Origin of the sequence: Pararhizobium sp. IMCC3301 (genome assembly GCF_030758315.1) — a bacterium.
Classification (GTDB): domain Bacteria; phylum Pseudomonadota; class Alphaproteobacteria; order Rhizobiales.
Genome location: NZ_CP132336.1, coordinates 2,470,426 through 2,489,973, shown reverse-complemented (window position 1 = coordinate 2,489,973; position 19,548 = coordinate 2,470,426). Strand labels below are relative to the sequence as shown.

The 19,548-nt window shown below is 55.8% G+C and carries 19 protein-coding genes; 10 read left to right on the top strand and 9 right to left on the bottom strand.

Annotation, left to right across the window (positions count from 1 at the left end):
• Positions 1–28 precede the first annotated feature (28 nt).
• Both RAL88_RS12075 and RAL88_RS12070 read right to left on the bottom strand, forming a co-directional pair.
• Positions 29–874, bottom strand: a complete 846-nt coding sequence (locus tag RAL88_RS12075; protein WP_306263673.1) for an EamA family transporter — start codon at positions 872–874, stop codon at positions 29–31.
• Positions 875–1,076: 202 nt separating this feature from the next.
• A complete protein-coding gene (locus RAL88_RS12070; protein ID WP_306263671.1) occupies positions 1,077–1,412 on the bottom strand; it encodes a GYD domain-containing protein in 336 nt (111 codons plus the stop codon).
• A 217-nt stretch (positions 1,413–1,629) separates the two neighbouring features.
• Here RAL88_RS12070 and RAL88_RS12065 point away from each other — a divergent pair, with 217 nt between their 5' ends.
• Entirely contained in the window at positions 1,630–3,009 is a 1,380-nt protein-coding gene (locus RAL88_RS12065) for an MATE family efflux transporter (protein ID WP_306263670.1), read from the top strand.
• On the opposite strand, the gene RAL88_RS12060 is transcribed toward RAL88_RS12065, so the two are convergent.
• Positions 3,010–4,095, bottom strand: coding sequence for a quinone-dependent dihydroorotate dehydrogenase (locus RAL88_RS12060; RefSeq protein ID WP_306263668.1), 1,086 nt, complete (start codon positions 4,093–4,095; stop codon positions 3,010–3,012).
• Positions 4,095–4,451: a DUF952 domain-containing protein gene (locus RAL88_RS12055; protein WP_306263667.1), complete on the bottom strand. Its 357-nt coding sequence runs from the start codon at positions 4,449–4,451 to the stop codon at positions 4,095–4,097. Before RAL88_RS12055 ends, RAL88_RS12060 begins: the two co-directional genes overlap by 1 nt.
• Positions 4,452–4,592: 141 nt before the next feature.
• Between RAL88_RS12055 and RAL88_RS12050 the strand changes: the two genes are divergently transcribed.
• A complete protein-coding gene (locus RAL88_RS12050; protein WP_306263665.1) occupies positions 4,593–5,003 on the top strand; it encodes a hypothetical protein in 411 nt (136 codons plus the stop codon).
• Positions 5,004–5,018: 15 nt separating this feature from the next.
• Positions 5,019–5,324 (top strand): hypothetical protein, encoded by a 306-nt coding sequence (locus RAL88_RS12045; protein ID WP_306263663.1) that lies wholly within the window; start codon positions 5,019–5,021, stop codon positions 5,322–5,324.
• Here RAL88_RS12045 and RAL88_RS12040 read toward each other — a convergent pair.
• Both RAL88_RS12040 and RAL88_RS12035 read right to left on the bottom strand, forming a co-directional pair.
• Positions 5,321–7,138 (bottom strand): hypothetical protein, encoded by a 1,818-nt coding sequence (locus tag RAL88_RS12040; protein WP_306263661.1) that lies wholly within the window; start codon positions 7,136–7,138, stop codon positions 5,321–5,323. The two genes, RAL88_RS12045 and RAL88_RS12040, sit on opposite strands and share 4 nt — an antisense overlap.
• The gene (locus RAL88_RS12035; RefSeq protein WP_306263660.1) at positions 7,138–7,527 is read right to left on the bottom strand and encodes a hypothetical protein; all 390 of its coding nucleotides are present in this window, start codon (positions 7,525–7,527) and stop codon (positions 7,138–7,140) included. The genes RAL88_RS12040 and RAL88_RS12035 overlap by 1 nt, the downstream gene beginning before the upstream one ends.
• 271 nt (positions 7,528–7,798) lie before the next feature.
• Between RAL88_RS12035 and RAL88_RS12030 the strand changes: the two genes are divergently transcribed.
• From RAL88_RS12030 to RAL88_RS12020, 3 genes are all read left to right on the top strand, one after another.
• Positions 7,799–8,491 carry a response regulator transcription factor gene (locus RAL88_RS12030; protein WP_306263658.1) on the top strand — a complete coding sequence of 231 codons (693 nt, stop codon included), beginning with the start codon at positions 7,799–7,801 and terminating at the stop codon, positions 8,489–8,491.
• Positions 8,492–8,560: 69 nt separating this feature from the next.
• A complete protein-coding gene (locus RAL88_RS12025; protein ID WP_306263656.1) occupies positions 8,561–8,911 on the top strand; it encodes a Lin0512 family protein in 351 nt (116 codons plus the stop codon).
• On the top strand, positions 8,908–9,294 hold the full coding sequence (locus tag RAL88_RS12020) for a Lin0512 family protein (RefSeq protein ID WP_306263654.1): 387 nt from the start codon (positions 8,908–8,910) through the stop codon (positions 9,292–9,294). Before RAL88_RS12025 ends, RAL88_RS12020 begins: the two co-directional genes overlap by 4 nt.
• A gap of 26 nt (positions 9,295–9,320) precedes the next feature.
• Here the strand turns inward: RAL88_RS12020 and RAL88_RS12015 are convergent, their stop codons facing one another.
• Positions 9,321–12,902 (bottom strand): hybrid sensor histidine kinase/response regulator, encoded by a 3,582-nt coding sequence (locus RAL88_RS12015; protein WP_306263653.1) that lies wholly within the window; start codon positions 12,900–12,902, stop codon positions 9,321–9,323.
• Between the two features lie 175 nt (positions 12,903–13,077).
• On the opposite strand from RAL88_RS12015, the gene mscL reads away from it, so the two are divergent.
• From mscL to RAL88_RS12000, 3 genes are all read left to right on the top strand, one after another.
• Positions 13,078–13,494 carry a large conductance mechanosensitive channel protein MscL gene (gene mscL, locus RAL88_RS12010; protein WP_306263652.1) on the top strand — a complete coding sequence of 139 codons (417 nt, stop codon included), beginning with the start codon at positions 13,078–13,080 and terminating at the stop codon, positions 13,492–13,494.
• Positions 13,495–13,612: 118 nt separating this feature from the next.
• Positions 13,613–14,815 carry a pyridoxal phosphate-dependent aminotransferase gene (locus RAL88_RS12005; protein ID WP_306263651.1) on the top strand — a complete coding sequence of 401 codons (1,203 nt, stop codon included), beginning with the start codon at positions 13,613–13,615 and terminating at the stop codon, positions 14,813–14,815.
• A 123-nt stretch (positions 14,816–14,938) separates the two neighbouring features.
• The gene (locus RAL88_RS12000; protein ID WP_306263650.1) at positions 14,939–15,445 is read left to right on the top strand and encodes a response regulator; all 507 of its coding nucleotides are present in this window, start codon (positions 14,939–14,941) and stop codon (positions 15,443–15,445) included.
• A 160-nt stretch (positions 15,446–15,605) separates the two neighbouring features.
• Here the strand turns inward: RAL88_RS12000 and RAL88_RS11995 are convergent, their stop codons facing one another.
• Positions 15,606–16,556 (bottom strand): carbohydrate kinase, encoded by a 951-nt coding sequence (locus tag RAL88_RS11995; protein WP_306263649.1) that lies wholly within the window; start codon positions 16,554–16,556, stop codon positions 15,606–15,608.
• A gap of 489 nt (positions 16,557–17,045) precedes the next feature.
• The gene (locus RAL88_RS11990; RefSeq protein ID WP_306263648.1) at positions 17,046–18,071 is read right to left on the bottom strand and encodes a LacI family DNA-binding transcriptional regulator; all 1,026 of its coding nucleotides are present in this window, start codon (positions 18,069–18,071) and stop codon (positions 17,046–17,048) included.
• Between the two features lie 172 nt (positions 18,072–18,243).
• Here RAL88_RS11990 and RAL88_RS11985 point away from each other — a divergent pair, with 172 nt between their 5' ends.
• A complete protein-coding gene (locus RAL88_RS11985) occupies positions 18,244–19,515 on the top strand; it encodes an ABC transporter substrate-binding protein (RefSeq protein ID WP_306263647.1) in 1,272 nt (423 codons plus the stop codon).
• Positions 19,516–19,548 lie beyond the last annotated feature (33 nt).

Here is a 19,548-nt window from a genome sequence, read left to right as displayed (position 1 = left end):
CACAGCCGGCTGGCTGGCATGAAACGATTTAGGTTTTGCTGCGGCTGATAATCAGTCCGAACGTCACGAGGCTGGCGGACAGGAAACGCCAGACTCCGAACCCTTCCTTCAAAACGAACGTTGAAATGAGTGCTGCAAAAAGAACACTTGTCTCGCGAAGGCCGGACACCATGCCCATCGGCGCGACAGCAAGCGCATAGACGATGATCCAATAGGCGCTCACCTGCATGGCGCCCCCGGCGAAGCCTGTCAGGACGTTGGTTTTTACAACCACCACGATCTCGCGCCGTTTCCACAGCAACGCAATCAGGAAGGTCAGAATGCCGTCACCAATGGTCAACCACACCGCAAAGCCCAGAATTGAGCCGGCTTGTCGTGCGCCCAGCCCATCGACAATAGTGTAAGCGGCGATGCAAACGCCTGTTGCAAGAGCAAAGAAAACCGCCCTGGGATTGATCCTGCCGGGCTTTCGGCCATCGAAGGCAAGCGCCATAACCCCGACAGCCAGACATAGAACGCCGATCAAAGCCATTTGGCTGATCTGTTCTCCGGCAAAAATGAGGGCACCCAGCGTGACAAGAATAGGCGCCGCGCCGCGCGCAATCGGATAGACTTGGCCAAGATCGCCATGGTCGTAGGCAATTGGAAGAAAGAAATGATACCCGGTATGGATCAGAATGGTCAGGGCGAGCAGTGGCAGGCTGGCAATGTCAGGACTGTCCACAAATGGAAGCGCGAGCAGGGAAAGCATGCTTCCTGCCAGAGTGACAACTGCCATGACAGCGATCCGGTCGCCGCTGATTTTGATCAGCGCATTCCAGCCGGCATGCAAAGCTGCGGCCAGCAGGATCAACACGGTTATTTCAATGCTCATAGCGCCATTCTATGCATTCAAAGGTGATCTACAAGCGGTTTGTTCCGGGAGCGAAGTCTGCTTTTCCAACGCAGAGAACAGCTTTCGTATAGCGGCGCATCTTGCTCAAATGACCGCGCAGTTTGGGTTCCCGGGGGCGTGTTTCCCACGCCTCCGGGTCCAACGCCTTAAGACGCTCCGTCAATGTATCAGACCAGATAACTCACCCCTGCCCGGCGGCCTTGAATTTTGCAGTGATCTGGCCGGCTTTTTTCTGTGCCGCAAGGAACTGGGCACTGGTAAACGCCTGCACGGTTTTCAAATTGGAGACCGTGCCGGTAGCCCCTGCCACAATCAGAGAGGCCATCATGCCTTCCAGATCATCCGTCTCAATGACCATCGAAAAATCCGTCTCTCCGGTGGTAATCAGAAACGAGATCAATTTTCCACCGCCTGCCGCGATCAACGGACGTACTGCCGCTTCCCGGTCACTGGGGTGGTTGATAAGCCCCTTTGCTGCCTCAGCCGTGTAGCAGCCGGTAATAATATACAATCCCATGTCACCAACCTCATATGTGTATCTATGGGCTTGTTAAAAGAAGCCCGAAGTCGCGCAAACCGCGACATATCAGCATATCACAGGCCACAGTATTTTTCTAACGGTCCTCAGGCTACCGCCGCGATGAGCCGGTGCAATTTGCTTCGCAGGCAGACATAAGAATTTCGAACTTTTCCCTGTCTTGCTTTAGACTACAAGCAAAAGAGAAAGCCCCGACATGACACTTGATTCGCCGCCGCGTGTGCCCAAGACCGAGACCCAGATTGCGCGCCCGTTTCCGGTCAACAGCCGTGTTGTGGTCGGGCTGGCAGTGCCGATGACGCTGGCCTATCTGTCAACGCCGTTGCTGGGCATAGTCGACACTGCCGTGATCGGGCAATTGTCGGACGCCGCGCTGATCGGCGGCATTGCTGTCGGGGCAGTTATTTTCGATATTATTTTTGGAGGCTTCAATTTCCTCCGCTCAGGCACCACCGGCCTGACTGCTCAGGCGCTGGGACGCAATGACCGCAAGGAACAGCAGGCAGTGTATTACCGCGCAGTTCTGCTCGCCGTATCGCTCGGGCTGCTGACCATCGCGCTGAGCAAGCCGTTTCTGGAAACCGGCCTGTATTTCATGAAGCCCAGCGCGGCTGTGGACCAGGCGGTACGGACCTATTTCACTATCCGCGTGCTGGCAACGCCATTCTCGCTGGTCAATTATGCAGTGCTGGGCTGGTATCTGGGACTTGGTAAATCCGGCACCGGGCTGCTGATTCAGACCGTTCTTAACGGCCTCAATATGGCTTTCAACGTTACGCTTGTGCTGTATTACGATTTTGGTGTTGCTGGCATTGCCTGGGGCACATTTATGGCCGAAGCGCTGATCGCGATTGCCGGATGCGTGATGGTTCATAGGCAGATCGGCAAACGCTTTGAAGCCGAGGAGCGGCCCAGCCGACAGCGGATTTTCGAACGTGCGTCGATGATGCGTATGTTTTCGCTGAACCGGGACATCATGATCCGGTCCTTCGGGTTGCTGTTTGCGTATGCGTTTTTCACCGCCCAGGGCGCGCGTCAGGGCGATCTGCTGCTAGCGGCCAATGCGGTGCTGATCCATTTCTTTCTGACCGGCGGGTATTTTCTCGATGGTCTTGCAGTCGCTGCCGAACAATTGGGCGGCCGGGCGCTCGGGGCCAATTACCGGGAAGGCTTCGTGCAAACTGTGCGCCTGACCAGCCTGTGGGGCTTTGCCATGGCCGCAGTGCTGGCCCTGCTGTTCTGGACAGGCGGGCCGCGGCTGATTGACATCATGACCACGGAGCCGGATGTGCGGCAACTGGCGCGGACCTATCTGCCATTTGCGGCGGTGACCCCGATCATCGGGGTGCTGGCTTTCATTATGGATGGCGTGTTTATCGGAGCGACATGGTCGCGCGATATGCGCAACATGATGATCGCGTCGCTGCTGCTGTATCTGGCCGTCTGGTGGGTTCTGACACCGCTTTACGGCAATAGCGGTCTGTGGATTGCAATGTGGGTATTCCTCGCCGCACGCGGATTTTCTCTGTGGTGGATTTCGCGGAGACGCATCCGGGAGAGTTTCGCATCAAACTAACTAATAGCTGCGCGAGGCCCATTCCCGGACATTGCTGCCGGTGAGGACGGAAACCCTTGAGACATCCTGCTGGTCCAGGGTTGCGAGCATTTCTGTCTTGATTTCCTGCAGCAGCGGCAGCCCCTGATAGGCCAGAGCGCTGTAGAGCTGGATGAGATTGGCGCCCGCTTCCAGCTTCTGAACAGCCTGGCGGCCATTTGAAATTCCGCCGACGCCAATCAGCGGCAATAGCGGGCCGACGCGCTCCCGGGTCTTGGCAAGCAGAATCGTTGCCCGGTCAAACAACGGCGCTCCTGACAGGCCGCCAGCCTCGCCAGCGTGGCGGGCATCCGATACCAAAGACCGGTCGAGCGTTGTGTTGGAGACAATCATGCCTTCCAGACGATGCGTGGCCACAGACCGCACTATCGCATCAAGCTGATGCTCGGTGATATCCGGGGCGATTTTCAGCAGCAGCGGTTTTGGCTGATGGTCAAAAACCACTTCATTGCGCGCCTCCACTACCCGAGCCAGCAATTCATCCAGCGCATCGCCAACCTGCAGGGCGCGCAGGCCTGGCGTATTGGGCGAGGAAATATTGACGGTGATGAATCCGGCAAAGGGCGCAAGGCGGCGCACACAGACGGCATAATCCGCTGCCTTGTCCGGGCTGGTTTTGTTGGCCCCGACATTTATGCCCAGAACGCCGGCCGGCGGCACAGTCTGAAGACGTTGCGAAACCGCCTCCATGCCATCATTGTTAAAGCCGTAACGGTTGATAATTGCCTGGTGCTCCCGCAGTCGGAAGGCGCGCGGGCCTTCATTGCCGGGCTGCGCCAGAGGCGTCACAGTGCCAGCTTCGGCAAATCCGAAGCCGAGTTTCAGCAACTGGTTGTACACCAGGGCGTTCTTGTCAAAACCCGCCGCAATCCCGACAGGGTTGGGAAAATGCTGACCCAGAATCCGCACCGAAAGACGCGGGTCGTCGGTCGGATAGTGCCTGGGATACAGACCGGCGCGCAAGGCGTTAATGGTCAGATTATGGGCGCGCTCGGCGCTCAACATCTGAAGGAAGCCCTGGGTGAGCTTTTGCAGAAACGCGCTCATCAGCGCGGTCGCGCCCAATTTGGAAACACGAAGGCCCCCGCGCTGTCGCGGGACAGAACACTGGTTCTGCCCACAGCAGCCAGCGGCAGATCCGCATACAGATGCGGAAACAGGGCACCGGCCCGCGCTGGCTCCCAGGCCACTGCTTTTGGCAACGCCGCGACGTCAATTTCCGCCACGACCACTGCAGGCAGAGCGGAAAAATACTTTGCGGCGGTTTCAGCAATTTGAGAGCGGGTGGAAAAATGAATGTAACCGTCCGCAAGATCGACCGGCGCACCCCGGAAAATCTTTTCGGCCTGAAAAGTGCTCCATTGATCCTGTGTCAATAATTTGAAGATAAATTGATCCGTCATGAAATGCGCATCAGTCCGAAATATTGCCCAACCCGACCAGGGTCCCGGCCCCAGAGTGGTTGAAACCCGATCCCGCGCCGCCTGTCAATCATGACGTTGCCATGTTCCCCTGCAATGACAGTGGGCAGAAAGGAGAATGTGATGCAAACAAAGTCGAGACACCCGCTATGGCGATATGCGGCAGCTTTCGGGTTCACCGTATCAGCCTTGGTCGTCACCAGCGCCGAAGCCGAACGGTTTCAGATGATTGAACTGAACCAGACCGGCAACAGCGCGTATTTGCGCATTGATCTGGAAAGCGGTTCCGTTTCCCGCTGTGAGCAGGAAAATGCCGTCTGGCAATGCAGCGCGATCACTGACATGAGCGCAGAACAAGAGACCAGTCTGAAGCGCCGTATCGACGAGCTGGAAAGACGTGTTGACAGGCTGGAAGCAGAGCAGACCGACCAGCCCGACATGGCAAAACTGGAAGAGGCGTTGGATATGAGCGAACAGGTGATGCGGCGGTTTTTCAGTATGGTGCAGGATATCAAGAAGGACATGGCAGAATAGAGCTGTGAAAATAATATGAGAATTCTCATTGGCGGATTGGGTGTGCTGCTGGCGGGCCTCATCGTATGGGCAATAGTGGCCGGAGATTTTGGCGCTGCCGGTGAATTCCTGTTCGCCAAACCATGGGGTATTGTCTCCATGGCGGATTTGTATCTGGGTTTTGTGCTGGCTACTGTGGTGATTGTCGTTGCCGAAGCAGACAAGCGGGTCGCGCTGGCCTGGGTGGTGCCGATTTTCGTTCTTGGCAATGTGGTGACAGCCCTGTGGTTCGCCCTGCGTGGCCTGCCCAGATTGCGGGCACGCTTCAGGAATGCGCTTTAGCTTTCCGGCAATCCGCCAATCCGCGTGGTGACGGGGTCTCCGGTTCTTTGCGGTGCGACAAGGGCTATCAGAAGGCCAGTCGCCAGCCCGACCAGAGCGCCGGGAAGGCCGGCCGCCGCCAGTGGGAAACTCTCGCCAATCTGCGGTAACACCAAGCCGCGCAGGTCGTTGAAGAACTCGATCTGCAGCAACATCCCGAGCATCGCCAGCGTGAGGCCGGTCCCGGTCAGCGTGGCTGCAAATGCTGCCAGTTTTCCCGCCCTGTGGATCCAGATACTGAGGAAATAAATCGGAAACAGCCCGCCGGCAGCAACAGCAAACCCGGTCAGGATCAGCGTTTCCGGCTGCTCCAGATAAGCGCCGAGCGGCGGCCATGTGACCAGCCAATAGATACCGGCGGTTACCAGCAGAACAGAAACTCGGACCAGAAACACAATCCGGCTCATGGGTGCGCTGGTGCCGAGAAATTTCGCATAAAGATCGAGCGCGAGATGATGCGAGAGCGAGATCAGACAGGCCGAGACGACGGCAATCAACGCGGCCAGAGCCCCACATGCCATCATCGCAGACATGGTCTGAGGAACCTCGCGCCCCATGCCGGCAATGAGATCCGGCAGGGCTGTCATGAAGGCAATTGGTGCAATTTCCAGATCAGAGGCAATCAGTCGCGCGCCATCGCCGCAGGCGGCAATAGCCGCTTCCACGGTGGAGACGGGCACGCCGCACAGCGCCAGGCCGGATTGAATATCGAACAGGAACGGCGCTTCCTCGGCAATGCTGTTGACAGTGATGCCGGTGAGAAATTCGGTGATCTCCAACTTCAGAAAAATCGCATAAACAGGCAGGGTCGCGACCAGAACCACAAGAAACACCAGCGCCCAGCCAATACTGGCATCGCTGTCTTTGGCACTTCGGGTGGTTTGCGAACGCGCCAGCAGGGGCGGAAACACACTGACACCGAGGGCCACGCCAACAAGGCTGAGGCTGACAATGCGCCAGTCGGGCGGCAGCAATTCGAGCCAGTAAGTGTCCGCAGTTTCAGCCAATCCCCGCAGAATGGCATCTTCCTGAAGCAAGCGGGTCGCCGACCAGGCGCTGCCCGCTGACAAATAGGGCACCGGCAGACCGGTCAGATCCAGCGCCATCCATGCCAGAAACAGCAGAAATCCAAAGCCGGCAAGAATCGCCATGGTCATCTGAAGCCAGCTTGCGGCACGCATTCCGCCCAGTAACAAGGGCAGCGCCACTGCGACCAGAATCACAATCAGGGCGGACTCGGCAGCGATTGTGGTATATCGGGCAGTCAGCCCGGACAAGAACGAAATCTGCCCTGCCAGGACCAGAATGATCGCAAGAATTGATATCAGCGTGGCGAGCAGCAACACCAGTCTGGAGCCGAAACGCTGATCGAGCAGTTCCATTGGTGTCAGCACATCCGCACGCCGCAGAAAGGGAACGAAGAGAGCGCCCATCAGGGCGACGCCGGCAACGACGCCGACAGGAACAACAAATCCGCTGAGCTGATTGGCGTAAATGTCCCCCGGCCAGAAACTGTACCCCAGCGCACCGGTGGCTACCATGGCAATTGCCAGTCCGTTTGGAATCGGCGTCATGCGGTAGCCATCGACGAACATGTTGGCCGTCTGAACGCTGCGCGCCCGTACGCCTGCAAACAAAAGGGTCACCAGAACAAGGGCGAACAGAATGCGCACCACAAGATCGCTGGACAGGCCAAGACGTTCCATAAGTCCCAGAATGCCGAGCAATATTATGGTGCCGGAAAAAAACGCGTTCAGGACCCTGAGCCGAACCATCAGTCCGTATCTCCCCTGCTTTCAAATCCAGCCTTGCCGACGTCATGTGGGCGCGGTTTTGGCGTCGGGAAGTCTGCCTCCGGCACTTCCCGCCCCGTTACCGGAAAGGCTTTCAATCGCTTGGGAACACGGCGGCGCTGCAGTTGATCTTCACTGTCCAACTCATAAGTGCGATCCAGCCGCTGCTGCAGACTGATCTTGAATATAGCGAACAGCAGGAACAGCACGGGCAGGCCAAGTGCAAAAAACAGCAAGGTCGGCGGCAAACCCATAATGAGGCCGGCCGGCAGACGGGCGGCGACCAAAGGCGACAGGATCACGGCAGCCAGAATCAGCACGGCTACACCAAAATTTCTAAATGTCGCTGAGCGCCAATAGGGTTTTGACATTCTGCCTTGCCGGTACTTTTCAACGCAATCACTTCGATATACTCAGCCGTGCAGCGAATCATCGATTGCCGCATTTGCCAGCTGGTTGAAGTTTTCTAACGCAAATACCGCCGCTTGTCTTTGCCCGCGATTCAGGCAGCGGCTGATAGTTCGGCGTCAGGTGCATTTTTTTCTTGCTTTGTTATAAATCAGTCTCAATGCTTAACGGGCATTTTGAACCAATGCAGGGGGAAATTGACTGGGCCGTTTTCTGCAGGTCCTGGCACCACAAATGACAAATCTTCAACATATAATTATTGCAGATGACCATCCGCTGTTTCGGGGTGCCCTTCGCCAGGCGGTGGAAGGCCTGTTCAGTGATGCGATCATCCATGAGGCCGGTGCGCTGGATGAGGTGACGGCCGCGCTGGATGCACATCCTGATACTGATCTGATCCTGTTTGACCTGTCGATGCCGGGTGCACGCGGCTATTCAGGGCTGATGTATTTGCGCGCCCAGTATCCGGCCAATCCTTTGATTGTCGTCTCCGGCAAGCAAGACCAGATGACTGTGCGCCACTGCATCGATCTGGGAGCCAGCGGGTATATCCCCAAATCCATGGGCATTGAAATAATGCGCGATGCTATTGAAAATGTGCTGGCCGGTCATATCTGGGTTCCCACTGGCTACGATCTGGATGCACCGATTGATGATGAAACCGCCAATATGGTGTCGCGCCTGTCAACCCTGACGCCACAGCAGGTGCGGGTCCTGATGATGCTGAGCGAAGGTCTGCTGAACAAGCAGATCGCATATGAGCTCGGCGTTTCCGAAGCCACGATCAAAGCTCATGTTTCCGCAATTCTGCAAAAGCTCAATGTCGACAGCCGCACCCAGGCCGTGATCGCTGCTGCCAGAATAGAAGCGGGCCAGTGGCAAACCCCGGCAGCACCAGCCAGCACGGACGCCACCAGCAATAGCTGATCTGGTGCATGTTGTGCAGCTCATCAGGCCAGCTCCAAACCTCCACTTGACTGGTTACAAGGATTCATTATGGCGAAGAAACGCATTCTGGTGGAGTTCGGAATGGGCACGTCACTGCGCCGCCAGGATTATACCGAAGCGGCGCGGCGCGCCCTGCGCGATGCGCTTTGGCACAATTCCATTTCGGCAGCAGAGCTGTTTGATTTTCCCAAGGATGCCATGCTGATCGATGTTGAAATAGGCGTTCAAGCCCCCGAACAGGTCGATATTGCCAGCCTGGAACAGGAATTTCCCTATGGCCAGCCGCATATAAGTGTGCGCCATGGCGGGCTGGATGTGGCAAAGCCGGACGGACAGGGCTGGACGATTATCGCCAATTGCGCGGTTTCGGTTTCCTTCGACATGGAGCCGGTGCAATGACGGCAAAGCGCATCATTCTGGAAATGGGATCGGGCAATGATTTGTACGGCGGTGATTACACCAAAGCCGCCTGCCGGGCTGTCGAAGACGCTCTTCATCATTCGTCACTGACGCTGTTTTCCACACTGGATCTGTCACATCGGGATTTGCAGGTGAAGGTCACTATCGGCGTACGGAAACCGGAGGCAGTTGATCGCGAACGCGTGCGGGCAAAACTGCCCCGCGGCACAGCCCATGTTGAAGTTGTTGCAGGCGGTCTGGATGTGGCAGATCCGGATCATCAAGGGCATCATGTCATTGCAACGGCCGCGATAGAAGCGTTTTTGCCACTTCAACCGGGCCGGTGGCAGTTGAGCAAACACACCCGCCGGACGGAGGATTAGAGCGTTTCAAAATTACATGACATGCTCTATTCCGCTGCCGGCGCGGTTTCGCGTCGGGCCGGTTTGGCGAGTTGTTGCAGCACGGCGCGCAGGGCGGCCGGTTTCAGCGGCTTATTAAGGACGGGCATATTCTTGGCTGCCGCCTCTTCGCTTACTCCGGTGGTCCTGTCTGCGGTGATCAGCACACCGGGCAGGCCGCCTTCAAAGCGCCATCGCAACCGTGCCAGAACTTCCACGCCCCGCATGCCGCCGTCGAGATGATAATCTACCAGAACGGCATCCGGCAGATCACCGGATCGCCGGCGCTGCGCTTCAATCGCTGTATTGGCCTGGTCCTGATTGGCCGCAGTCAGCACACGGCAACCCCAGCCTTCCAGAAGTTTGCGCATGCCGTCCAGAATTTGCGCCTCATTGTCGATGCACAATACGAGCATACCTTGCAGATGAGCAACTGCTGCCGGCGGTTTGGGCGCAACAGTCTGAGGCAGGCCAAGGGGACGGGCCACTGGCAGGCTGACCGAGAAGCGGGTGCCTTTGCCGAGCCGCGACTCCAGCTCGATCGGATGTTCCAGAATATCGGACAGCCGCTCGACTATGGAGAGACCAAGACCTAGACCCGGCGCTGCCCTGATACCGGATTCAAGCCGCTGAAATTCGCCAAATATCTCTTTCTGCTTGGAAATCGGAATGCCAATTCCGCTGTCAAAGATTTGCAAGGTAGCGCGGTGAAAGCCACGTCGGCAGCCCACAGTGACACGGCCGCTGGGTGTGTATTTAATTGCATTTGATATGAGATTTTGCAGCAATCGCCTTAGCAGGCGCCTGTCGGAGCGCACAAAAAGCCCGCTTTTTATGAATCGGAATCTCAGTGATTTTGCTTCGGCCATAGGCGAGAATTCAACATGCAATTGCTCAAGCAGCTCATCCAGCGGAAAGACGGTTGGCTCGACCGTCATACCGCCTGCATCAAGCCGCGAAATATCCAGCAGAGCGCTCAGAATTTCCTCGACCGAACTTAGCGCGGCTTCAATATTGTGGGCGCTCTGAAGATGGCGGTCATCGCTCAGACTCTCGCCCAGCGCGGTTGTGTAAAGCCGGGCTGCATTGAGCGGCTGCAGAATGTCGTGCCCGGCAGCAGCGAGAAACTTGGTCTTGCTGATATTGGCCTCATGGGCCATGCGGCTGGCCTGCTCCAATTGAGCATTCAGCCGGGTCAGTTCCTCGGTGCGCACCTTGACGCGTTCCTCCAGCGCCTGATTGACCTCTTCCAGGCTGCGCTTGCCTGCAGCACGTTCACTGACATCGGTATAGGTCACGACAATTCCGCCATCCGGCATGCGGTTGGTGCGGACTTCCAGAATCTGCCCGGTGGGTAGAAAAGTCTCTTCGAAAATATTAGGCGCTTCGACCATCTGTTTCAGTCGATTGTCAATCATACTGGCAGGATTGCCCTCGCCGTAATGACCGCTTTCAACGCCATAACGCACGACGTCACCCAATGATTTACCGACCTGGCCGAAATCGGTCGGCAGGCCCAGAAAGCCGCGGAAATGCTGGTTCCAGCAGATCAGGCGCAGATTGATATCAAACACGGCAATGCCCTGCCAGACATGGTCGAGGGCGCTCTGCAGCAAATCCCTGTTATACTGTATCGCCTGGGAAGCATCATCGAGAAGCGCCAGAGGCACACGCCCCTGAGCATCGGCCTTTTGCATCAACAGGGAAAAAACCAGGCGTGATGAGGCAGCTCCGATGGCCGAGGCGAGTAATTGCTCGGAATGAGTGACCAGCGCCGAATCGGCCAGAATATAGGGCGTCAGATCGACCCGATTGTCTTTGGCATAGGCGTTGAAGGCACGCTGGGTGCGCTCTTGTCCCAAATAGCGCGAGATGGTCTGCTGCAGTTCCTCAACCGTGACGTTGCCGCGCCAGGACCGGCGATGCGCCAGCAGCGTTCCGGTATTGGGCAGCGAATTGTGGACAAAACTGTCTGCCTGTAGACGTTCCAGCGGCAACGGTTTGCGGGTCAGGGAAAACACGACAAAGCCAACAATATTAGCGACCAGCGACCAGATCACGGCGTGCGTGAGGGGAGGCAACTGGCTGCCAAACAGATGTTCCGGCCGCAGCCAGAGCTGCTGGAACGGCCCTTCTGCCACCAGGGTTGCAAGCGCCGGGCTGCTGTTGGCAAAACTTGGCAGAAGCAATGTGTAGAACCAAGTGGCAAAGCCGATCACCATGGCTGCAACAGCACCGCGCGCGGTCGCCCTGCGCCAGATCAGACCACCGAGAAAGGCCGGGGCCAATTGGGCAATGGCGGCAAAGGACAACAACCCGATCGAGGCCAGTGCTGCGCTGTCGCCGGCCACTTCGTAATACAGATAGCCCAGTGCCAGAACCGCAAAAATCGCTACCCGCCGCACATTCAGAACGGTCTGGGTCATGTCGCGACCGGCAAAGTGTGCCGGAGACTGGCGCAACAGGACCGGCAGCACGATCTGATTGGAAATCATGATTGAAAGCGCGACCGCCGCAACGATGACCATTGCAGTCGCCGCCGACAGGCCGCCAATGAAAGCGGCAATGACAAAGAACACGGATTCGGTTGATAGAGGCAGTGCCACCACAAACAGATCGCCACTGACATCAGGACCAAGCGTGACACGCCCGGCAATGGCAATCGGCACGACAAACAGATTGATCGCCACAAGATAGAGCGGAAACAGCCAGGCGGCGCGCTTCAACTCCTGCCTGTTGTTGTTCTCGACCACAGCGACATGGAATTGCCGGGGCAGCAATAAGACGGCCATACTGCTGAGCAGGGTAAAAACTGCCAGTTGGCCCCAGTTCAGCGAGCCATATAAAGGCAGAATATCGCCTGCCTCAGCTGCTGCCTGAAGCATGGCTGAAGGACCATCAAACAGCACTGTCAGAACGAAAACGCCGACACTGATAAAGGCGATCAGTTTCACCAGGCTTTCCGTCGCCACGGCCAGCATCAGCCCTTCCTGGTGCTCAGTCGCGTCGGTATGCCGGGTGCCGAACAAGATCGCGAACAGCGCCATGGCCACCGCCACAAGCAGCGCAATATCTCCAATGAAGGGCAGTGACAGATCCGCTGGGCGGCCGCTCTGGGATTGCAGCACCGTGGCAGCGAGAGACGAGGAAACCGCTTTCAACTGTAACGCAATATAAGGAACTGAACCGACCACTGCGATCAGTGTGGCGACCATCGCAACGGTCTGGCTTTTGCCGTAACGGGCAGAGATAAAATCTGCAACCGAGGTAATGCGCTGTGCCTTGGACACTGCAACAATATGGCGCACCAGAGGATATCCAACCGTAAAAACAAGGATCGGACCGGTGTATATGCCAATGAAATCCCAACCGGTTCTGGCGGCCAGCCCAACCGAGCCGAAAAACGTCCAACTGGTGCAGTATACAGCCAGAGAGAGCGCATAAAGAGTGGGACGTGCGGAATAGCGTTTGACGAATCCTGCAGTCGGGGCGGATCGATTCCGCGAAGCCCTGTCGCCATAGGTCGCGACCAGAAACAGAAGCACAATATAAAACAGTGCCGCCGAAACGACGACCCAAGCGGCCAGCATTCCCTACTCCTTCAGAGGCCCCACGCCGGGTGTCAGTCTAGGGCGCGTTTTATGAATGTCGAGCCATTTGATCATTCACACGCAGGCCGCTCAACAGGTGATGGCCACACTTGCTTTTTTCGCAAGCTTGAGAGAAAGGTCTGTGATTGCGAAAACGCAGATCAAAGGGGTGACCATGCTTAAGGAATTCAAAGAATTTGCCTTGAAAGGCAATGTCATGGATCTCGCCATTGGCGTGATCATCGGCGCCGCCTTCAGCGGGATCGTGAAATCGCTGGTTGATGATGTCATTATGCCTGTTATCGGTGCAATTACCGGTGGTATCGATTTTTCCAACTATTTTATCGGTCTTGCGCCCACGGTGGATGCGCAGACCCTTGATGCGGCGAAGGAACAGGGCGCTGTGCTGGCCTATGGCAGCTTCATAACTGCCTCGGTCAATTTCCTGATTATTGCTTTCGTGCTGTTTTTGGTGGTGCGCAGCCTCAACAGTATGAAACGCAAAGAGGAAGCTAAACCCGCGCCGGTGGCAGTAAAGCCGCGTGACGAGGTTCTTCTGGAAGAAATCCGGGATATTCTGGCGGCGAAATAATTGACCCGGCACCTGCCAGACAGGCCTCGCCCTACCCTAACAGGACCAAGCCGCACCGGTTTGCGGCAGGAAGCAAGAATTCCGCGTCCATTTCCAACTGACGCAGTTGAGCAGACATATGACAGAAGATTTGTTTCTGAACGCCTTGCGGCCGGAAGCGGCAGCTTCACCGGAAAGCGGCATTGTGCGGGTGATGAACCATGCCAGGGCCACCGGAAAACCTTATATACCCCTGGTGGCCGGAGAGGGCCACCAGGCAACACCGGACTTTATCTGCAAGGCCGCAACAGCCTCGTTGGAACGCGGCGAGACCTTTTACACCCACCAGAAGGGCCTGCCGGAATTGCGACAAGCGCTGGCGGCCTATCACAAGCGTCATTTCAACCGCACCATGCCGGCTGACCGTTTCATCGTCACCGGCTCAGGAATGCAGGCTATTCAACTGGCCATTCAGGCGGTTGCGGGCGCTGGCACAGAAGTGCTGCTGCCGACACCGGCATGGCCGAATTTCGCGGCAGCGCTGGGAGTCATGGGTGCTGTCCCGGTCTGCGTGCCGATGAATTTTGCCGAGAATAGCTGGTCGCTCGACCCGGAGGCACTGGAAGCGGCCATCACCACGCGCACGCGGGCGATTTTCATCAATTCGCCCTGCAATCCAACCGGCTGGGTGGCCAATGAACCACTGCTCAAAGCCCTGCTTCAGCTGGCCCGCAAACATGACCTCTGGATCATCGCCGACGAGGTTTACAGCCTTTTCCATTACAGCGGAACACGGGCGGCGTCGTTCTATGACATCATGGAGGCAACCGATAAGATTCTGCTGGTGAACACATTTTCAAAAAACTGGGCGATGACAGGCTGGCGGATCGGCTGGATTTCGGTGCCGCCCGCTTTGCAACAGGTCTTTGAAAATCTGGTTCAGTATTCAACATCGGGCGTGGCAGCTTTCATGCAGCGCGCCGCAATTGCAGCATTGAACGATGGCGACGCATTTCTGAAAGCGCAGGTCTCAGCCTGTCATACAGGCCGTGATATTGTCTGCGATGCATTGGCGGCCACAGGAATGAGCCGGTTTGAACGGCCATCCGGCGCATTTTACCTGTTTTTCAGTCTGAACGGATTTCCCGATACGACCGATCTTGGCATCCGGCTGGTTGATGAGGTCGGTGTTGCCTTGTCTCCCGGCGAAGCCTTTGGCCCCGGTGGTGGCGGTTTCATGCGTCTCTGCTTTGCCCGCAATCATGATGATTTGCGCACGGCGCTGGACGGCCTGACAAAGTGGCTGAGCAAAAACGGCACTGCAATCCAGCCTGTCAGATGAATTCTAGCCCAGCGTTTCGTGACCACCTGTCGCCTGCGGTTGATTGTCGCATATTCGCTTGGGTTATGCGAAGTGTTAAGGCTTCCCCGTCAGACTGGGTGCTCAGGTTCAGGAGTATCCGGCTTGTATGATTTATCAGATCTTTCGATCGCAATTGCCGATGACAGTGCCTTCTTCCGGAAGGTGCTGAGCACGATCCTGCGGGGATTTGGAATCCGCCAAATCTTCGAAGCCGAGGACGGTGCCAAGTGTCTGTCAGTGATTAACGGTCAGAATCCGGATATTCTGTTTCTGGACTGGGAAATGCCGGCGATGCGAGGCCCGGATGTTATGCGCAAGATCCGCACAAGGACGGCGGTCAATCCCTTCCTGCCTGTCATCATGGTGACCTCACACGCAGAGCGCCAGCATGTGGAGTATGCTGCAAGCCTTGGCATCCATGAAATGCTGACCAAGCCTATTGCTGCAAAGCCGGTCTATCAGCGGCTGTCTTCCATGATCCAGAATCCACGGCCATTTATTCAAAATGGCGCGTATTTCGGCCCGATACCACGCCAGGCCGTCAAATGCGCAGATGCAATTTCGCAACATCGACCAGGTTCTGTTCTCAAAAACGAATTTGTCATTTAGCGCGTGTGGTTTGAGTGCAGTGTGAGTGTGAGTGTGAGTGGGCTTATGCCGGTCACATCTGCAAAAGCGAACCGATTTCAGTGATGCCGCCCGTTACGGTCAGCATGGACAGTTTGATGGCTGCCAGGCGATGTGCCAGCTTCAGTCATCGATCCTCAGGTCAGTTGCTGCCGGCAAGAAATGCGTTGATTTCTGCTCGTGTCGGTGGGTTGCAGCCGACGCTTTGACAATTGATCGCAGCTGCACTGGTGGCAAAACGCAGCATCTGCGTCAGGCCGTCTTCATCCAGTTTACGCAATGCCTCGGCATCTGACAGGCCCTGATCCAAGATCCAGGCGAGCATGGTGCCCATAAGCGTATCGCCTGCGCCAACCGTATCAGCCAGAACAATTTTCGGTGTCGGTGCCGTGTGGGTGGCCGCGCCGGTATAGCCGGTAGCGCCCTCTCGGCCGTCGGTGATAATGACCAGGCCAGCTGATTTGGCGAGATGCTGGTTTGCAAATTGTTCGGCGCTCTGGTGCGGCGCGATAATCTGCAAATCCTCGACACTGAGTTTGATGATGCTGGCGATCTCCAGCAGCCGGGCCATGCGCTTGTGCCAGGCCGGCCAATCCTCAATCATGCCGGGGCGGGCATTGGGATCGATCGAAATCATCATCCGCCGGCTCATGGCAACGGCAAAATCGGTAATGTTGTCGGCTGCGGGCAGATCGATAAGCGAAATTGATCCGACATCCAGAATGTCGCCTGGCTTCGGATCCATCATTGCCGCAGTGGGCGCCATGTTGGAGGTCGAGGTACCGTTGTTGAAAAACGCGTAGCGCGGATCGCCACTCGACAGATCGACAAATGCCAGCGTACTGGGATGCCGGCTGCGCGGCACGGCATCGCAATAGACCCCGCTCTCCTCCAGATGCTGTTTCAGCTGATCGCCGAAAAAATCGCTGGAAATCGCCCCGAGAAAACTGACCTCAGCTCCGGCGCGGGCGGCTGCCTTGGCGGCATTATACGGAGAGCCGCCGGGCTTGGGCGCATATCCGGTCTGCCCCTCAGTGCCCGCAAAGGGAACAAAGTCAATCAGCGCTTCGCCGCAAATACTAAGTTTCGGCATCCAGATCTCCGTCAGATCGCGTTTTCAATGGCTGCCGTCATGATGGCATGACTGGCGGCGGTTTCAGCCGGTGTAGCACATTAGAATGGCTGCGAGATAGCCTTCTGGACATTGACCCTTTCATCCAGAAATGCACAATACATCTGCTGGATACTGTTGACGTGCACCCCTGAAAAATCCGCGCGGCGAACAGCAAATTGGTGAGTGGAACCTTGAGATCACAAGACGATCCGACAAGGCCGACGAATTCATCGTCTTGCCACGGAGACGGGTTGTAGAGCGCACCTTCGTGTAGCTTGGGCGGTCAAGACGCTTTGCCAGGCACTGGGCCAGGCACTGGGCAAAAAACTGGGCAAAAAACTGGGCAAAAAACTGGAAAGCGCCATCACATGGCTCTTTGTCGCCAATATCCGTATCATCACCAAACGGCTTCCAAGATATTGAATTAAAAGAACACCATTCAGAAGTGTGTAGCGCCTCTTATCAACTTTATTTCAAAGCCGCAGTTGACTGACCCACAACAAGACGTGGTGCAAATTCTGCGGAACGTGGAGGAATAGTTTCGCTCTCCCCTTCAAGTCGTTCAATAAGCCAGGTCGCAGCAAGCTTTGCCATATCTCCAATCGGTTGCACAGCGCAGGTTGGTTTGGGTGATATGAGTTCACCCCACTGAATTTCGTCAATCGTCGCAATAGAAATGTCTTCCGGGCAACCAAGCTGAAGATCTCTTGCGGCACGCAACGCCCCTATCGCAGTTACATTGTTTGCGGTCACAAGTGCCGTCGGTCGGTCCGAATTTCGCAGCAATTTAAGCGCTGCGCGATAGGAAATATCCTCATCATATTCACCAAAATCCAAGTCATTTTGGTCCAACGTCAAACCGGCATCTTTTAAGCTTTGCCGGAGTCCGTCAAACCTTTCAGTGCCGCTCCATTGACGCTGGTTACCCGCGATATGGCCGATGCGGCGATGGCCAAGATCCACCAAATGGCGGACCAGTAATTCCATCCCCATGCGGTTGTCCAACCCAACATGGTCACATTCCAAGCCTGATAATTTATGGCCGTAGCTGACAAAACGGATAGAGCTGTTTTTGAGCGCGGAGACATATTTTTCGTCTGAGCCAGATGGCATTATGATGGCTGCGCGTACATTCAATTGCTCAAATTTGCGAACAAACTCGATGTCTCTTTTGGGGTCATGCGCAGCCGTGGCAGTCATGACCATATAACCAACATCATTAGCCGTTTTCTGAACATGCTCCAAAACTGAGCCGCTATGAGGGTTCGTCAAATCTGCAAGTATTAGGCCAACGATATTGTTGCGCCCTGTCTTGAGACTTTGCGCGACTGGATTAGGCGTATAACCAGCTGCCTTTGCAGCGTTTAATATGCGATCCCGAGTTTTTGTGGATACGCGTTCTGGCGCACTGAAGGCGAGTGACACGGTCGATTTTGCAACTCCGGCAGACTTAGCGATATCGGCCGCTGTTACACGTCTTGAAAATTCAACCACCTAAAAACTCCATTCACATATCGAATCGGTTCGATGCAGAAATGATAGAGGCATCGGACACAATTGAGCAGATTACCATACTTGACAAATCGAAAGGCAAAACGTTACATTAAATTTCGAACCGGTTCGATAGAATTGTTTGAAAGCCGGCGTTTCATTGGGAGGAAACAGAATGCGAAACATGCTTAGAACAACTCTACTGCTTGGCTGCAGTGCACTTATTGCACTTCCGGCTTTTGCCGAAACAACGATCAGTTTTAGATATAATGATCCAGATCCGGAAGTTATTGAGGCGGCTATTGAAGCCTTTGAAGCCGCAAATCCTGATATCGAGATCGAACTTGAACGCATATCCTGGGGCGATTCACGCACTCAGTTCTTGCGCGAAGCAGCTGTAGGCACTGGTCCTGACGTCGTGCACATAGCATTTGTTTGGCCCCTTGAAATGGGCAGCGCGGGGGCATTGCTTCCATTGAATGATCTCATTGAGAAGAACGGTGCAGGCGCCGGCTTTGATGATTTTATTGCGACAGATCTGGCACGCGACGCCGATGGTAAAATTTTCGGCTTGCCATGGACTGCTGACACATTCTCGCTTGTCTATATGCCTTCAGTACTGGAAGAAGCTGGCGTAGAAGTTCCAAAAACGTGGGACGATCTGCAGGCAGCAAGTCGTATGGTTGCAGAGAAAACCGGCAAAGTTGGCTTTGGATTTCCGGCGGGCGGCAGCGCCACGAACACGGTTTGGTTCCTCGTCAATTATCGCCTTTGGTCGAACGGCCTCGCACTTGTGGAAGAAGATGGCAATGGCGGGTTCAGAGTCGGTGTCGACGCACCGACTCTTGCCAATAGTTTCAAATTTTTTGCCGACTTCATGGGTGACGGCGGAAATCCGGACTCCAATATTGCTCTTGGTGGCTTAGCAGACATTGGCTCGCTGGCACCTATGGTTGAGGGTGATCAAGCCTTTGCCATCCTGCCGCCAAATGTGACCAAGGCTTTGATTGCTGCCTATCAGGAAAAATCCGGCACGACGGATGTACCTTATGCGTCGGTTGGTATTCCAACAGGTTCCGTTGGCGGTATCAGCCACATGGGCGGTCGCATGCTGGGCATCAACGCCAATACCGATCACCCGGAAGAATCATACAAATTCATGCAGTTTTTGATTTCCAATGAGTTTTTCTCCGATTACTTGACGGCGCAATTTCCGGCCAGCAAATCGGCACTCGCTGCTCTGGAATATCCTGCTGGGCTAGAGGGATACGGTATGCAATTGCCGAATGCCCGAACTTGGGGTGCCTATGCTAACGGCAAAACACCTATCGGCACCATGTGGAGCGAGACGGGGCGCGAGTTCGGCGCAATTCTGGTCGGTGACAAAACACCCGAAGAAGCCGCTCAGTCATTGATTGATACAATCAACGAGATGCTGGGCAGCTAGTGAGTTTGGCCAGCCGATTGGCTGGCCAGCCTT

Bases quoted from the DNA above. Each gene is read 5' to 3' on its own strand.
- RAL88_RS12040 (WP_306263661.1), bottom strand. From the start codon at position 7,138: ATGGTTCGGCTCAGGGTCCTGAACGCGTTTTTTTCCGGCACCATAATA.
- RAL88_RS12015 (WP_306263653.1), bottom strand. From the start codon at position 12,902: ATGCTGGCCGCTTGGGTCGTCGTTTCGGCGGCACTGTTTTATATTGTG.
- RAL88_RS12020 (WP_306263654.1), top strand. From the start codon at position 8,908: ATGACGGCAAAGCGCATCATTCTGGAAATGGGATCGGGCAATGATTTG.
- RAL88_RS11985 (WP_306263647.1), top strand. From the start codon at position 18,244: ATGCGAAACATGCTTAGAACAACTCTACTGCTTGGCTGCAGTGCACTT.
- RAL88_RS12055 (WP_306263667.1), bottom strand. From the start codon at position 4,451: ATGACGGATCAATTTATCTTCAAATTATTGACACAGGATCAATGGAGC.
- RAL88_RS12070 (WP_306263671.1), bottom strand. From the start codon at position 1,412: ATGGGATTGTATATTATTACCGGCTGCTACACGGCTGAGGCAGCAAAG.
- RAL88_RS12005 (WP_306263651.1), top strand. From the start codon at position 13,613: ATGACAGAAGATTTGTTTCTGAACGCCTTGCGGCCGGAAGCGGCAGCT.
- RAL88_RS12050 (WP_306263665.1), top strand. From the start codon at position 4,593: ATGCAAACAAAGTCGAGACACCCGCTATGGCGATATGCGGCAGCTTTC.
- RAL88_RS12065 (WP_306263670.1), top strand. From the start codon at position 1,630: ATGACACTTGATTCGCCGCCGCGTGTGCCCAAGACCGAGACCCAGATT.
- RAL88_RS12030 (WP_306263658.1), top strand. From the start codon at position 7,799: ATGACAAATCTTCAACATATAATTATTGCAGATGACCATCCGCTGTTT.
- RAL88_RS12045 (WP_306263663.1), top strand. From the start codon at position 5,019: ATGAGAATTCTCATTGGCGGATTGGGTGTGCTGCTGGCGGGCCTCATC.
- RAL88_RS12025 (WP_306263656.1), top strand. From the start codon at position 8,561: ATGGCGAAGAAACGCATTCTGGTGGAGTTCGGAATGGGCACGTCACTG.
- mscL (WP_306263652.1), top strand. From the start codon at position 13,078: ATGCTTAAGGAATTCAAAGAATTTGCCTTGAAAGGCAATGTCATGGAT.
- RAL88_RS12060 (WP_306263668.1), bottom strand. From the start codon at position 4,095: ATGAGCGCGTTTCTGCAAAAGCTCACCCAGGGCTTCCTTCAGATGTTG.
- RAL88_RS12035 (WP_306263660.1), bottom strand. From the start codon at position 7,527: ATGTCAAAACCCTATTGGCGCTCAGCGACATTTAGAAATTTTGGTGTA.
- RAL88_RS12075 (WP_306263673.1), bottom strand. From the start codon at position 874: ATGAGCATTGAAATAACCGTGTTGATCCTGCTGGCCGCAGCTTTGCAT.
- RAL88_RS11995 (WP_306263649.1), bottom strand. From the start codon at position 16,556: ATGCCGAAACTTAGTATTTGCGGCGAAGCGCTGATTGACTTTGTTCCC.